Origin of the sequence: Rhizobium sp. AN80A (assembly GCF_030053015.1) — a bacterium.
Taxonomy (GTDB): domain Bacteria; phylum Pseudomonadota; class Alphaproteobacteria; order Rhizobiales; family Rhizobiaceae; genus Rhizobium; species Rhizobium metallidurans.
This window is the reverse complement of record NZ_JASJPX010000003.1, coordinates 1119019-1133740: the sequence shown is the minus strand read 5'-3', so window position 1 is coordinate 1133740 and position 14722 is coordinate 1119019. Positions and strand designations below refer to the sequence as shown.

The 14722-nt window shown below is 62.1% G+C and carries 15 protein-coding genes and 1 tRNA gene; 6 read left to right on the top strand and 10 right to left on the bottom strand.

Translation table 11 applies throughout. The features are described 5' to 3' along the window. The first annotated feature begins 58 nt into the window (after positions 1–58). Positions 59–856: an aldolase gene (locus tag P3R82_RS17130; protein WP_183899842.1), complete on the top strand. Its 798-nt coding sequence runs from the start codon at positions 59–61 to the stop codon at positions 854–856. Between the two features lie 370 nt (positions 857–1226). Beyond that, positions 1227–1757, top strand: coding sequence for a GNAT family protein (locus P3R82_RS17125; protein ID WP_283194694.1), 531 nt, complete (start codon positions 1227–1229; stop codon positions 1755–1757). A 90-nt stretch (positions 1758–1847) separates the two neighbouring features. Here the strand turns inward: P3R82_RS17125 and P3R82_RS17120 are convergent, their stop codons facing one another. After that, the gene (locus tag P3R82_RS17120; protein ID WP_183899844.1) at positions 1848–2372 is read right to left on the bottom strand and encodes a dihydrofolate reductase family protein; all 525 of its coding nucleotides are present in this window, start codon (positions 2370–2372) and stop codon (positions 1848–1850) included. 45 nt (positions 2373–2417) lie between these two features. Between P3R82_RS17120 and P3R82_RS17115 the strand changes: the two genes are divergently transcribed. Continuing rightward, the gene (locus tag P3R82_RS17115) at positions 2418–2987 is read left to right on the top strand and encodes a TetR/AcrR family transcriptional regulator (protein ID WP_283194693.1); all 570 of its coding nucleotides are present in this window, start codon (positions 2418–2420) and stop codon (positions 2985–2987) included. 15 nt (positions 2988–3002) lie between these two features. Here the strand turns inward: P3R82_RS17115 and P3R82_RS17110 are convergent, their stop codons facing one another. Continuing rightward, on the bottom strand, positions 3003–3443 hold the full coding sequence (locus P3R82_RS17110) for a helix-turn-helix domain-containing protein (protein WP_283194692.1): 441 nt from the start codon (positions 3441–3443) through the stop codon (positions 3003–3005). A gap of 105 nt (positions 3444–3548) precedes the next feature. On the opposite strand from P3R82_RS17110, the gene P3R82_RS17105 reads away from it, so the two are divergent. Beyond that, complete coding sequence (locus P3R82_RS17105; RefSeq protein WP_283194691.1) at positions 3549–4793, top strand: MFS transporter; 1245 nt, start codon at positions 3549–3551, stop codon at positions 4791–4793. 141 nt (positions 4794–4934) lie between these two features. On the opposite strand, the gene P3R82_RS17100 is transcribed toward P3R82_RS17105, so the two are convergent. Both P3R82_RS17100 and P3R82_RS17095 read right to left on the bottom strand, forming a co-directional pair. Next, a tRNA-Glu gene (locus P3R82_RS17100) sits at positions 4935–5009 on the bottom strand. 169 nt (positions 5010–5178) lie between these two features. Further along, positions 5179–6240: a class I SAM-dependent methyltransferase gene (locus P3R82_RS17095; protein WP_283194690.1), complete on the bottom strand. Its 1062-nt coding sequence runs from the start codon at positions 6238–6240 to the stop codon at positions 5179–5181. A gap of 233 nt (positions 6241–6473) precedes the next feature. Between P3R82_RS17095 and P3R82_RS17090 the strand changes: the two genes are divergently transcribed. Then, positions 6474–6908: a hypothetical protein gene (locus tag P3R82_RS17090; protein WP_283194689.1), complete on the top strand. Its 435-nt coding sequence runs from the start codon at positions 6474–6476 to the stop codon at positions 6906–6908. 388 nt (positions 6909–7296) lie between these two features. On the opposite strand, the gene P3R82_RS17085 is transcribed toward P3R82_RS17090, so the two are convergent. The 4 genes from P3R82_RS17085 to P3R82_RS17070 all read right to left on the bottom strand — a co-directional run bounded on the left by P3R82_RS17085 (position 7297) and on the right by P3R82_RS17070 (position 11566). Further along, on the bottom strand, positions 7297–8070 hold the full coding sequence (locus P3R82_RS17085) for an amino acid ABC transporter ATP-binding protein (protein ID WP_018900031.1): 774 nt from the start codon (positions 8068–8070) through the stop codon (positions 7297–7299). 18 nt (positions 8071–8088) lie between these two features. After that, entirely contained in the window at positions 8089–9243 is a 1155-nt protein-coding gene (locus P3R82_RS17080) for an amino acid ABC transporter permease (protein WP_183899848.1), read from the bottom strand. 1 nt (position 9244) lies between these two features. Continuing rightward, positions 9245–10447 carry an amino acid ABC transporter permease gene (locus P3R82_RS17075; protein WP_283194688.1) on the bottom strand — a complete coding sequence of 401 codons (1203 nt, stop codon included), beginning with the start codon at positions 10445–10447 and terminating at the stop codon, positions 9245–9247. Positions 10448–10540: 93 nt separating this feature from the next. Further along, entirely contained in the window at positions 10541–11566 is a 1026-nt protein-coding gene (locus P3R82_RS17070; RefSeq protein ID WP_283194687.1) for an amino acid ABC transporter substrate-binding protein, read from the bottom strand. Positions 11567–11946: 380 nt separating this feature from the next. Between P3R82_RS17070 and P3R82_RS17065 the strand changes: the two genes are divergently transcribed. Next, positions 11947–13137, top strand: coding sequence for a cystathionine beta-lyase (locus P3R82_RS17065; protein WP_283194686.1), 1191 nt, complete (start codon positions 11947–11949; stop codon positions 13135–13137). Here the strand turns inward: P3R82_RS17065 and P3R82_RS17060 are convergent, their stop codons facing one another. Then, entirely contained in the window at positions 13138–14289 is a 1152-nt protein-coding gene (locus P3R82_RS17060) for an FAD-dependent monooxygenase (RefSeq protein ID WP_283194685.1), read from the bottom strand. Between the two features lie 27 nt (positions 14290–14316). After that, a complete protein-coding gene (locus P3R82_RS17055; RefSeq protein WP_183899853.1) occupies positions 14317–14562 on the bottom strand; it encodes a zinc-finger domain-containing protein in 246 nt (81 codons plus the stop codon). Positions 14563–14722 lie beyond the last annotated feature (160 nt).

Genomic DNA, 14722 nt, shown 5'->3' with positions numbered 1-14722 from the left:
GGCTGCCGATTGTCCGGTATTTCCACCGCCTGACATCTATTCGCAATGGAGCATCGATATGGCGCATTCCCTGAACAAGTCCTCCGCGGCAACCGGCACCTCCGGCGCTAACCAGCCGCAACTCGACACCGAGGAGGTCTGGCAGGCCCGCGCAGATCTGGCGGCCTGCTTTCGCATGGCGGCGCGCCATGGGCTGGAGGAGGGGATCTGCAACCATTTCTCGGCGCTGGTGCCCGGCTATGACGACCTCTTCATCGTCAATCCCTATGGCTACGCCTTCCGCGAGTTGACGGCCTCGAAGCTTCTGATCTGCGATTTTCACGGCAACGTCGTCTCGGGAGAAGGCGAGCCGGAGGCGACTGCGTTCTATATCCATGCCCGCATCCACGCCCGCGTTCCGCGCGCCCGCGTCGCCTTCCATACCCACATGCCCTATGCGACGGCGCTGTCGATGACCGAGGGCGAGCCGTTGATCTTCGCCGGCCAGACGGCGCTCAAATTCTACGGCCGCACCGCCTATGACCGCGATTACAACGGCCTGGCGCTGGACGAGCGCGAGGGCGACCGCATCGCCAATGCGATCGGCGATGCCGACATCGTCTTCATGAAGCATCACGGCGTCATGGTGCTGGCGCCCAACATCGCCGAAGCCTGGGACGATCTCTACTATCTCGAGCGCGCCTGCCAGGTGCAGACGCTGGCGCTGTCCACCGGCCGCCAGGTCTTGCCCGTAGATCCCGATATCGCCGAAGCCGCCTACCGGCAGATGCGCGAGGGCGATCCGGAATCGGCGCGGCTGCATCTGGAGGCGATCAAGCGCATGCTCGACGCGGAAGAACCGCAATATCGCGACTGAGGGCGGGTGCGCGTGGAAGATCGCATCTGCGTCAACATGGCTGATGTCGGATGAGGTAATTTTGAGATAGCTGTTCCTGACCGGCAGATAGTGTCGGATAACAGCTCGGAAGTACCCAAAATGTGGGATTGGTTCCCTATAATATTCTTTCCGCTCAAGATTCTCGTGTTGGGCGTGGCCATGTTCTTCGCCATCAAGTGGCATCACGATCAAGCGAAGAAGAAATGACGACACCTGAAGACAGCAAGCGCTTGCCCACGAGATAAGCAAGCGGCCAAAGGCGAACGACTGCTTCAGGCCAACCGTACATTGCGATCAGACAAGTTTTGCATAAGGTGGCGTGACGACGGTAACACGCTGGATTGCTTCGATGATGGTTCTGGGCGTTGGAAGGGTTCGATTGAGACCGGCTTCACCTGATGATGCCGAGGCGCGGTTTGCGCTGGGAACGGATGCCGAGATCGTCAAGATGTTCGGTGTCAGTTCGGCAGATGTGTTGCCAATGACAAGACACGCCGCCGAGCAATGGGCCCTAGCTCAGACGCAAAGTCCCCATGTCTGGATAATAGAGGTCGAAAAGCGGCTGATTGGAGAGATCAAGCTGCACAGCATCAATGACCAGGATCGTCGTGCGTCCATGGCCATCGGAATATATGACCCGTCATTTCTCGGAAAAGGCATCGGCACCGAAGCTATTCGCCTGCTCTTGCAACATGCTTTCCGTGAGCTGAAACTCCATCGCATTGGGATACGCGTGCTTGCCTACAACGAACGTGCGATCCGAGCCTACGCGAAATGTGGGTTCATCGTCGAAGGACGAGAGCGGGAGACCGCTTTCGTAGATGGCAAATGGCATGACGACCTTATGATGGGGCTGCTTTCAACAGAATTTCCAGCGTAGTCGTTTCTGACAAAGTGTCCACTTAGCGCCTGCTGTCGGACGGCGTCTCACTGCCATGAGCGGGCACCCCCGCGCTGAAATCCGGCATCGTCACAAACGGTAGTGAAGGCGGACGCAGCCGCGGGCGATCGGCGCGGCGCTGATCAGCTCAGGGCTGGCCCTGAAGCCGGTCAGCGGAAAGAGCGGCTGGCCGGAGCCGAGCAGTTCCGGGATCACGTAGATTTCGATCTCGTCCAGCGCGCCGCGTTCCATGAACGCCATCTGCAGCCTTCCGCCGCCCAGCATCCAGACATCGCCGTCGTCGAGCGCGCGCAGCTCGCCTATCAACGCGTCGATGTCGCCGCGAACCTCCAGCGGCCCTTTCGGATCGTCGATTGGGCGGGAGGTGACAACGATGACCCGCTGATCGCCATAGGCCCAGGGCGACGGCTCGCTGGCGATGAAGTCATAGGTCGCGCGCCCCATGACGACCGTACGGATGCGTTTGAGAAAGAGCGCATAGTCGTGCTCCCCGAGGTCCATGCCGTCATATTGATAGAGCCAGTCGAGCGACCCTTCGCCGGAGACGATAAGCCCGTCGAGGCTCGCCGCGATGTATCCGAGAATTCTGGCCATGGTCTCCTCCTTGATAAATAAACGAACATATGTTTATATACGATCATGCCAAGACACAAGATGATTTCCGACGAGCAGGTGCTCGACGATCTGTTCGACACGATTGTCCGGACCGGCCCCGACGGCCTGACATTCGCGCTGGCGGCCGAGGCCTGCGGGCTGTCGCCATCGACCCTGGTGCAGCGCTATCGCAGCCGCGTCGATCTCGTCGAGGCGGTCCTGCTCAGGGCCTGGGACCGCTTGCAAATCGAAACCGAGACGGCCGACGCGCAAGAGGAGCTGAACCCCAAAGGGGCCATCAGCCTGTTGATGCGGCTGATGCCGCCAGGGGAGGCGGATCGCGATGCGGCCGACGGGTTGCTGCTGTTGAGGGAAGATATCCGCAATCCCACCCTGCGCGCCCGGGGCGTGGCTTGGGGACAATCGCTTGCCGATGCGCTCGGCCGCCGTCTCTCCGGCGATCGGGATGAAGGACAAAGGCTCGGTTGGCAAATGGCCGCCATCTGGCAGGGCGCACACACCTGGTGGGCCTTCAACCGCAACGGCACGGCGGAGCAGGCCATCAGGCGCATGCTGGAAGAGTGGCTGGCATCCATCCGGCTGTCGCCCGGCTGATGTTTCGGGACGACGTCAGCCCGTCACCTCGGTCTCGCTCCAGATAAGGGGACGATTGTCGGCGGATCGGACCTCGAGCCGCGCGACCGGCGCGCGCTTCTCCCTGTCCACGAGCGAAGAACGAACCTCCCCGTCGGCGAACAGATGGTCTTCACCCCACTGGCGCAATGCGACGATCACGGGAAACAGACCGCGTCCCTTATCCGTCAGGACATAGTCTCGGTAGGCGGTTCCATCCGAGGCCGGCACGGTTTCGAGGATCCCTCGCTTCACCAGGTCGCGTAGTCGCGTCGACAACACGCCCTTGCTGATGCCCAGCCCGGTCTGGAACTCGCCGAAGCGGCGCTTGCCATCGAACGCATCGCGGATGATCAGCAACGACCACCAGTCGCCGATCGCATCAAGTGCCCGCGCCACCGGGCAACCGGCATTCCACAGGCTGACGCGCTTTACCATCGATACCAGGTCTCCCCTCGTAATCTGGTTCTATCTTAGAACTGGATTTGCAGCGAACCAAGTGATTTCAACGGCGCACTGAACTGAAATCGCGAGGAAGACCCGATGAGCGAGAAAACCGCGGATGCCCCGAACGGGGCTCCGGCCCGTGGATTGTCGAGAATTCAAACGCTGATCGTCGCGACGGCAGCGGGAATGAGCGTCGCCAATATCTATTACGCGCAGCCGCTGCTCGACCTCATGGCGCGTGATATCGGCATCTCGCCTTCCGGCATCGGCCTTGTCGTCACGCTGACGCAGGTCGGGTACGGGCTGGGCCTCATCTTCATCGTGCCGCTCGGCGATCTCGTCGACCGGCGAAAGCTCATCGTCGTCCAGGGGCTGCTTTCGGCGATCGCGCTTGTCGTCGTCGCGACGGCTGGCGCGAAAGCGATGCTGCTCGCTGGGATGGGCGTGGTCGGATTGCTGGCGGTTCTCGTTCAGATCCTGATTGCCCAGGCCGCGGCGCTGGCGACGCCGGCTCAACGCGGCGGCGTGGTCGGCACTGTCACCAGCGGCGTGGTGACGGGCATCCTCGCGGCGCGATCCGTTGCCGGCGCGATTGCCGATTTCGGCGGATGGCGGGCGGTCTATATGATATCGGCACTGCTCATGGTCGCGATGATCGGCATGCTTGTGCGGACGCTGCCAGGCCAGACGGCGGCGCGGCATCCGGACACCTATCTCGGCGCTCTCCTCTCCGTGCCATCCACCTTCCTGCGTGAACCGGTCCTGCTCTTTCGGGGCATGCTGGCGCTGCTGATCTTCGCATCCTTCAGCACCTTCTGGACCGCGCTGGTGCTTCCGCTCAGCGCGCCGCCATTTTCTTATTCCCCGACTTTGATAGGCCTGTTCGGTCTGGTCGGAGTGGCGGGCGCGATCGGAGCGACATGCGCGGGAAGGCTGGCGGACAAGGGCTACGGCCGGTGGACAACAGGGGCGTCGCTGGCGCTCCTGCTGGCCTCCTGGGGAATGATCGCTTTCCTGCCGCGCTCCATTTCGTTGATGCTCGTCGGCGTGTTTCTGCTCGATCTCGCGGTTCAGGCCGTCCACGTCACCAATCTCGGCGTCGTGGTCAGCCTGCACCCGCACAGGAGCGGTCGGCTGATCGGAGGCTACATGATCTTTTACTCGGTCGGCAGCGCTGCCGGCGCGATCGCCGCCACGGCGACCTATGCGCGGTACGGCTGGCCGGGAATCTGCGTCCTGGGAGCCGCTTTCAGCGGTATCGCGCTGGCGATGTGGATCGCCAGCCGCTTTCTGGCGAGCACCGCTGGAGCGCGCCGTCTCGCCGAATCCCCCCGTGAATGACGACGTTGGGCCGACGGCTGAACACTCGACGGGAGACGGCAGGGCGATAGGATGTGGGAGAGGGTACGCGACCGGATGTCCGGTTGCGCATCGGGCGCGTTTTCCGCCGTATTCACAATAATGTAATGAAATCAACCACGATGGCACGCCCTAGGGGAGTCGAACCCCTCTTCCCAGAATGAAAATCTGGTGTCCTAACCGATAGACGAAGGGCGCTTCCTTCGTGGTGGCGCCCTTATAATCAGGCACTCGGATTCCCGCAAGCGGCAAAACGCAGAAAAATGGCCATGTGCTGATCTTTTCCCTATCGCTTTGATAGTTAACGGATATTTTCAGCGTTTGCTCATGCTTCGATCGTGTCCGGACCGTCGGTTTCGGCTTCTTCTCAAGCGCGGACCTCGAACACCATGTTGAACGGCGTTTCGGTGGCGCGGTGGAAATGCCCGAAGCCGGCATCGAGCGCCACCTTGCGCAATCGGGTTTCGCCGGCCTGCGCGCCGAGCGCCAGTCCGACCTCCTGCGACATGGAGGCGGGCGTGCAGATCATCGTCGAGGCGCCGTAATAGACGCGTCCGACCGGGTTGAGATTGTCCTTGAGGTGATCATGCGCGAAGGGCTCGACGATCATCCAGGTGCCGCCGGGCGCAAGCGTCTCCTTCACATGCTTTCCCGCACCCACGGGATCGCCCATGTCGTGCAGGCAATCGAACATCGCGACGAGATCGTAGCGCCCGGCCGGGAAGGTCGAGGCCGACGCCTGCTCGAAGCTGACGCGGTCGGAAACGCCGGCCTCCCTGGCGGCGGCGCGGGCGCGTTCGATCGACGGCATGTGATAGTCGTAGCCGACGAAACGCGAGGCGGGATAGGCCTGCGCCATCAGGATGGTCGAACTGCCGTGGCCGCAGCCGACATCGGCCACCATCGCCCCGGCCTTCAGCTTGTCCTCGACGCCATCGAGCGCCGGAATCCATTCGGTGACGAGGCTGTTGTTGTAGCCGGTGCGGAAGAAGCGCTCGGTGCCGCGAAACAGGCAGTTGCTGTGCTCGTGCCAGCCCAGCCCATTGCCGGTGCGGAAGGCATCGGCCACCTTGGGTTCGTCGGTCCACATCGCCTGCACCAGCTGGAACGCGCCGGTGAAGAAGGCGGGGCTGTCCTCCTCGGCGAAAACCAGCGCCTGCTCCGGCGTCAGCCGGAAGCGGTCGGTCTTTTCGTCGTAGGTGAGATAATCGGCGGCGGCGAGGGCCGAAAGCCATTCGCGCAGATAGCGTTCCTTGACCGCTGTCCTTTTCGAAAGCTCCGCCGCCGTCACCGGCTCGCCGTCGGCCATCGCCTTGAACAGTCCGACGTCGTCGCCGAGCACCACCAGGGAGCCGGATACGGCGGCGCCGATATCGCCGACCAATCGGCCGACGAGGGCATCCACTTTTTGCATGTCGGGTTGGCGCATGTCATCCTCCATAAAAATGCAGGGAAGAACCAGCGGCGCGATTATACACCCGCTGACGCTCACGTGAAAGGACGGCGCGGGGCAGGGCGCGGCCTGCGGGTCCATCCGTCCCCGCACCACCCCAGCGAGGTGTCGAGGAATATTCGCGCAGCCACCAAAAAAGCCGCGTTGACAAGAAAATGCGCCGGGATAAGAGTGGCTTAGCCTGCATGTTAGGCTTTGGAGGAATGACCATGATCAAGCATCTGACAATTCTTGCCTCTGTTTCCCTGCTCGGCGCGCTCGCCTTCGCCACGCCCTCGTCGGCGCTCTCGATGAAGGAGTGCAGCGCCAAGTACAAGTCGGCGCAGGCGGATGGTTCCGCCAAGGACATCAAGTGGAACGACTTCCGCAAGGCGCAGTGCGGCCCGGATGCGACCGCCGAGCCCGACGTCTCGATGGCGACCGGCGAAGAGCCCGCGAAGCCGACGATGACCGCTCCCAAGGGCGTGACCTTCCCGACGGCGATTTCTCCCCAATACGCCAAGGAAACACCCGGCAAGGGCCGCATGCACACCTGCGTCGATTCCTACCGCACCAACAAGGACGCCAATACGCTGAACGGCCTGAAATGGATCCAGAAGGGCGGCGGCTACTACAGCCTCTGCAATGCCAAGCTGAAGACCTGATTTCGGCTCCGAGCATCCCGGGACGGCATCCGCCGTCCCGCCTGGCTGCCACGGCGAGGCGGGGAAGGGCGTCGCCTGGACGGGCTTCCGGCGCCAGCCACCCTTTCCGTCGTCATGCACGGTCTTGTGCCGAGCATCTGCCGGTCTCTCCATCTGCTCGACGGGATGGATAGCTGGCACCTTGCGGCCCGATCTGGCGCCTTTGTTTCGTTCGATCGGCTTGACCGGCACCGTTGTATTTCCGGCGGTGTGCTTGGATCATCGGCACGTTGGCCGAGGATGACGCCGAGAGGCGCCTTCGTTCCCAGGTGCCCACCCCGCGCATGAATGAAAAACCCGCCGCGGCGCTGCCGGGCGGGTTTGTTGATGTTCGGCGGTTGTCGCAGTCCTAGTGCAGGATCTGGCTGAGGAAGAGCTTGGTACGCTCGTGCTGCGGATTGTCGAAGAACTCGGCCGGCGAGTTCTGCTCCACGATCTGGCCCTGGTCCATGAAGATGACGCGGTTGGCGACCTGGCGGGCAAAGCCCATTTCGTGGGTCACGCACAGCATCGTCATGCCCTCTTCGGCAAGGCCGACCATGGTGTCGAGCACTTCCTTGATCATTTCCGGGTCGAGCGCCGAGGTCGGCTCGTCGAACAGCATGATCTTCGGGTTCATGCACAGCGAGCGGGCGATCGCCACGCGCTGCTGCTGGCCGCCGGAGAGCTGGCCCGGATACTTGTTGGCCTGCTCCGGGATCTTGACGCGCTTGAGGAAGTGCATGGCGATCTCCTCGGCCTGCTTCTTCGGCATCTTGCGCACCCAGATCGGCGCCAGCGTGCAGTTTTCGAGGATGGTCAGGTGCGGGAAGAGGTTGAAGTGCTGGAACACCATGCCGACTTCGCGGCGCACTTCGTCGATCTTCTTCAGGTCGTTGGTCAGTTCCGTGCCGTCGACGATGATCTGGCCCTTCTGGTGTTCTTCCAGGCGGTTGATGCAGCGGATCATCGTCGACTTGCCGGAGCCCGACGGGCCGGCGATGACGATGCGCTCGCCGCGCATGACCTTCAGATTGATGTCGCGCAGCACGTGGAAGTCACCGTACCACTTGTTCATGCCGATGATCTCGATGGCAACATCGGTTGCCGACACGGTCATCTTCTTGGGTTGGGCTTCAGCCATGATTTTTTTCCCTTGATCTTATCGTTTGTGGCCGGTGTCGAGATGGCGTTCCATGAACACCGAATAGCGAGACATGCCGAAGCAGAAAATCCAGAAGACGAAGCCAGCAAAGATCAGGCCTGTCAACGGTGTGACCGCCGATGCCCAGTTGCCATCGGAGAAGTTCAGGCGAACGATGCCGAGCAGGTCGAACATGCTGATGATCGAAACCAGCGACGTATCCTTGAACATGCCGATGAAGGTGTTGACGATGCCGGGGATGACGAGCTTGATCGCCTGCGGCAAGATGATCAGCCGCGTCTTCTGCCAATAGCCGAGCCCGAGTGAATCGGCGCCTTCGTATTGACCCTTCGGAATGGCCTGCAGACCGCCGCGGATGACCTCCGCCATGTAGGCCGAGGCGAAGATCGACACGCCGATGATGGCACGGATCAGCTTGTCGACATTCCAGCCCTGCGGCAGGAACAGCGGCAGCATGACGCTCGCCATGAACAGGACGGTGATCAGCGGGATGCCACGGACGACTTCGATGAAGATGACGCAGACCATCTTCACCACGGGCATCTTCGAGCGCCGCCCGAGGGCGAGCGCGATGCCGAACGGCAGCGACACGGCAATGCCGACGAAGGAGACGACGAGCGTCACGAGCAGGCCGCCCCAGAGCGGTGTCTCGACGATCTCGAGGCCGAAGCCGCCGTAAAGCAGCCAGATCGAGACGAGCGGCAGGGCGACGAAGAGCAGAAGGGCGTTCAGCCCCTTGCGCGGCATCGACGGGATCAGCATCGGCGTCAGCAGCGCGGCGAACATGATGAACACCAGTGTCGGGCGCCAGCGCTCGTTGAGCGTATAGCGGCCGTAAACGAACTGATCGAGCTTGGCGTTGACGAAGGCCCAGCAGGCGCCGCTCCAGCCGTCCGGCTGCGTGCCGCCCTGGACCGTCGTGGCGCAGAACGTGCGATCCGTTCCCGTCCAGACCGCCTGGATGAACAGCCAGTTGATCATCTGCGGCAGCACCCAGGCCAGTGCCGCGACGGCAATCACCGTCAGCACGACGTCTTTCGGTGTGGCCAGAAGATTGCGCCGGATCCAGGCGACTGCGCCGCGCTGGCTCGCCGGAGCCGGTTGCGGCTCCAGAATGGCATTGCGGACGAAGGAAATGTTCGAGCCGGACATCTTATCTCTCCACCAGTGCCATCTTGGCATTGAACCAGTTCATGAACAGCGAGGTAAGCACGCTGAGTCCGAGATAGACGACGATCCACACGACGACGACCTCGATCGACTGGCCGGTCTGGTTGAGCGTCGTGCCACCGACGGCAACGAGATCCGAGAAGCCGACGGCGATCGCCAGCGACGAGTTCTTGGTCAGGTTCAGGTACTGGCTGGTGAGCGGCGGGATGATGATGCGGAAGGCCTGCGGCACGACGACGAGGCGCGTCACCGAGGACGGATGCAGGCCGAGCGCCCCGGCCGCTTCCGACTGTCCCTTCGGAACGCCCCTGATGCCGGCACGCACGATCTCGGCGATGAAGGCCGCCGTGTAGAAGGACAGCGCCAGGAACAGCGACATGAATTCCGGCCCGACGACGGAGCCGCCGGTCAGGTTGAACTTGCCGGCCACGGGGACGTCGAAGGCGATCGGCAGACCGGTCGCCAGGAAGACGAGGATCGGCAGCCCGGCGATCAGGGCGATCGACACCCAGATCGTATGGAACTGCTTGCCGCTGGCGGCCTGTCGCTTGTGCGCCCAGCGCGCCGTGATCACGGTGGCGACGATGCCGATCAAGAGGGCCGCGAGGACGAACCACATGCCTGTTTCGAACATCGGCTTCGGGAAGGCGAGGCCGCGATTGTTCAGGAACATGTTGAAGGGCAGGTTCAGGGATTCGCGCGGCTGCGGCAGCACCGCTAGAACGCCCGAATACCAGAAGAAGATGACCAGCAGCGGCGGAATGTTGCGGAACACCTCGACATAGACGGTGCACAGCTTGGCGATCAGCCAGTTGTGCGACAGGCGCCCTATGCCGACGACGAAGCCGATGATCGTCGCGGTGATGATGCCGGTGATGGCAACCAGGATGGTGTTGAGAATGCCGACGACCAGCGCGCGACCATAGGTCGGATCGCTCGAATAGGCGATCAGCGATTGGCCGATTTCGAAGCCGGCGCGTCCATTGAGAAATGCGAAACCCGATGCCGTGTTGCTGCGTTGCAGGTTGAGCGCCGTATTGTGAGCGACCCACGCAACGAAACCAACGAGCAGAACCACGGTCAGAAGCTGGAAGAATATTCCTCTTAATTTCGGGTCGTAAAGTGCCGACTGGAACGTCCAGCGGCTCTCCGGCAAAGGTGTCGTGTGCACAGCCTCTTGCGTCATGCCGAGCCTAATCCCCTGTGTGCCCGTTTTTGGGCTTTTTTCTTGGAATATGGAAAGGCGGTTTCCCGCCTTTCCGGCATTTGTAACGAAAGCTTAGCGGACCGGAGGCGCGTACTGGACGCCGCCCTTGTTCCACAGAGCGTTGAGACCGCGTGCGATCTTGAGCGGGCTGCCCTGGCCGATGTTGCGCTCGAACACTTCGCCGTAGTTGCCCACGCCCTTGATGACGTTGGCGGCCCAGTCGTTGGTCAGGCCCAGATCGGTGCCGATCTTGGTGTCGGTTTCGGAACCGAGGAAGCGCTTGATATCAGGGTTCGGCGAGTTCTTCATCTCGTCGACATTGGCCTGGGTGATGCCGAATTCCTCGGCGTTGATCAGCGCGTAAGCCGTCCAGGAAACGATGTCGAACCACTGGTCGTCGCCCTGGCGAACGGCCGGGCCGAGCGGCTCCTTGGAGATGATCTCGGGCAGGATCATGTGCTCGTCGGGGTTCTTCAGCGTCAGACGCAGCGAATAGAGGCCGGACTGGTCGGTGGTGTAGACGTCGCAACGGCCCGAATCATAGGCGGCATTGACTTCCTCGAGCTTTTCGAAAACCACCGGATTGTACTGCAGGTTGTTGGCCTTGAAGTAGTCGGCGAGGTTCAGCTCGGTCGTGGTGCCGGACTGTACGCAGATGGCCGCGCCCGAAAGCTCGAGAGCCGACTTCACGTTCAGGCTCTTGCGAACCATGAAGCCCTGGCCGTCGTAATAGGTGATCGGGCGGAAGTTGAAGCCGAGAGCGGTATCGCGGTTGATCGTCCAGGTCGTGTTGCGCGACAGAACGTCCACTTCGCCCGACTGCAAGGCCGGAAAGCGGTCCTTGGCGGAGAGGGGCGTATACTTGACCTTGGTCGGATCGCCGAAGACGGCGGACGCGACGGCCTTGCAGAAATCGACGTCGAAACCGGCCCAGTTGCCGGAAGCGTCAGGCTGCGCGAAACCCAGGAGACCCGAGTTGACGCCGCACTGAACGAAACCCTTTGCCTTCACGTCCGCGAGCGTCGCCGCCGAAGCTGCCGAAGCGCCAAGTGCGAAGACTGCTGCGCCAATGGCGACCGACAGAAGCTTAATCTTCATTTTTCCCAACCTTTTTTCCGTTATCTTTTGTTTATTGTGGGAGCGTCGGCAGAAGCATGCAGACCCCCCAAGCAACCCGACATCCTCCCGGCGCGAGTGGGTCTATCACAGTCGGAAATGGCACCACGGTCAAGTCTCGCGCCACAAGATTGCGTGATATTTCGGCAATTTGCTGGGGGTGGCTCACAAAATGAGCAAATGATTATCCAAAAGGCAGCGTTTGGCGAAAAAAATCGCGTAAACTTACTGATATATCTGGATAATTACCGTACCGCCCGGTTCTCCCGGTTTGCTTCACGCTACGTCAACGGGGTTGACCGCGCCTCGGGAGAGGTACAAGAGTTCGGTAAAGAGCGTTCTTTCCAAAGGCTTAATTAGACATGACAGACAAAGACGGCCTGCTTCAAAACGCCGGCATCAACACGCGCCTTTCGCATCTCGGCAATGATCCTTTCGACTATCATGGCTTCGTCAATCCGCCCGTCGTGCACGCCTCGACCGTGCTGTTCCCGACTGCCAGGGCGATGGAACAGCGGGCGCAGAAATATACCTACGGCACACGCGGCACACCGACCACCGACGCTCTCTGCGAGGCGATCGACGCGCTCGAGGGGTCGGCCGGAACGATCCTCGTTCCCTCGGGTCTGGCGGCCGTCACCGTTCCCTTCCTGGCTTTCCTGTCGTCGGGCGATCATGCGCTGGTCGTCGATTCGGTCTATGGCCCGACCCGCCATTTCTGCGACACGATGCTGAAGCGCCTGGGCGTTGCCGTCGAATATTACGATCCGGCGATCGGCGCCGGCATCGAGACGCTGATCAAGCCGAACACCAGGCTGGTGCACACCGAGGCGCCGGGTTCCAACACCTTCGAGATGCAGGATATTCCCGCGATCGCCGCGATCGCCCATAAGCATGGCGCGATAGTGACGATGGACAATACCTGGGCGACGCCGGTCTACTTCCGCCCGCTCGATTATGGTGTCGATATCTCGATCCACGCAGCGACGAAATATCCGTCCGGCCATTCCGATATTCTGATGGGCACGGTTTCGGCCAATGCCAGGTACTGGGAGCAGCTGCACGAGGCCAATATCACGCTCGGCATCTGCGGCGCGCCTGACGATGCCTACCAGATACTGCGCGGCCTGCGCACCATGGGCGTGCGCCTCGAGCGACACTACGAGAGCGCGCTCACCATCGCCAAATGGCTGGAAGGCCGCGAGGAAGTGGCCGCGGTGCTGCATCCGGCGCTGCCGAGTTTCCCGGGCCACGAGCTCTGGAAGCGCGACTTCAAGGGCGCCAGCGGCATCTTCTCCTTCGTGCTGAAGGCCGACGGCCCGGCCGCCTTCAAGCCGAAGGCGCATGCCTTCCTCGATGCGCTGAGGATCTTTGGCCTCGGCTGGTCCTGGGGTGGTTTCGAAAGCCTGGCGGTCCACGTCAACCTGAACGATCGCCGCGTCACCAAGGCGCCGACCGAAGGGCCGGTGATCCGCCTTCAGATCGGCCTGGAGGACGTCGCCGATATCAAGCTCGACATCGAGCGCGGCTTTGCCGCCGCCAAGGCGGTCTGATCAGTCCTTGGCGCGGTAAGCGTAGATCCAGTCGAGCTCCGCCGCGAGACTTTGCGGCGACTTCAGCGACAGCACGATATCACGCCCGATCCGGAACGGACCGCGGGCGTGATAGACGAACTGGTTGAACGCGCCGCGCTGGCGCAGCCGGTTCACGCGCGGCACGCGATGCGCTTCGAAGAGCGGCAGCGCCTCGGCGGCAGGACGTTTGTCCAGCAACGACGCCAGCTCATAGGCGTCCTCGATCGCCATCGCGGCACCCTGCGCGGCAAACGGCATCATCGCATGCGCCGCATCCCCGATCAGCACCGTGTCGCGGCCGTTCTGCCACTTGCCGCGCGTCGCCTCGTAAAGCGGCCAGAAGGTCATCGCGCCGGATTTTTCCAACAGCTGCAGCAGCGCCGGGTTCCAGCGCGAGAAGCGCGAAAGCAATTGCTGCCGTTGCGTCTGCGTCGGCTGCGCCAGCCATTCGCGCGCGCCGGCATGGCCGGTCGTGATCGCCACCATGTTGAAGCTGTCGGTTTCGCGCAGCGGATAGGCCACCAGATGCGCCGATGGCCCGAGAAAGGCCGAGACGCTCTCGCGGTCGAGAATGCCTTGCGCATCTGCCGCCGAAACCGTGAAGCGATAGGCGATATTGCCGGAAAAACGCGAGGAGGGGCTGTCGGCGATGAGGTCGCGCGTCTTCGACCAGACGCCATCCGCCCCTATGATCACGCCGCCCGCGCGGGTGATCCCGGCAACGTCGCCGCCTTCGATGCGTGCGCCAAGATGAAGCGTGCAGAGCGGGTTTGCTCGAACGGCTTCAAGCAGCGCGGCTTGCAGGCTGGCGCGATGCAGCACGCCGTAGGGTGCCTCCCAGCGCGCCCGCGCGGCGGTGCCCATCGGCACGGTCGCCAGTTCGCGCATTGACGGACCTGATATGAGACGAATGCTGCTCGGCTCGAGCCAGATCGGCGCCAACAGGTCGAGAACCCCGAGCTTGTCGAGGATGCGCGAGGCGTTGGGCGATATCTGCAGCCCTGCGCCCACCTCGGTCAGATCGGGCGCCTGTTCGAAGATCTCGGAGCGAATGCCATGCCTGGCGAGTGCCAGCGCCGCCGTTAGCCCAGCGACGCCCGCTCCGATGATGGCGGCATGTTCGACCGACATGGTCGATCCAATCTGTGTCTTGGTGATTTAAGCGACCTGGAAGTGGAAGACGCAGCCAGCGGGGTTCGTCTGGGTGGCTTTCAACGCGCCGTTGAAGCGATAGAGCGTCGAGCAGTAGGAGCAGACCTTCTCGTTTTCGTCGCCCATGTCGATGAAGATATGCGGGTGGTCGTAGGGAATGGAGGCGCCTGTGCACATGAATTCCTTCACGCCGACTTCGATGACGCGGTGTCCGCCGTCGTTCTGGAAGTGGGGGATATTGTGACCGGCCATGAGGATCTCCGAATGCCTTTGAAAACGTGGCCACCTTATAGTGCGTCGCCGCAAATGTGTCGAGCCAAAGGAGAGAGGCGCCCGATCGTTTTTGGAAGGCGCTTTCTGGCCGTGCTTTTTGATCGGCGCGGGGGTTCCCGTTCGCGGCCCGATAAAATAT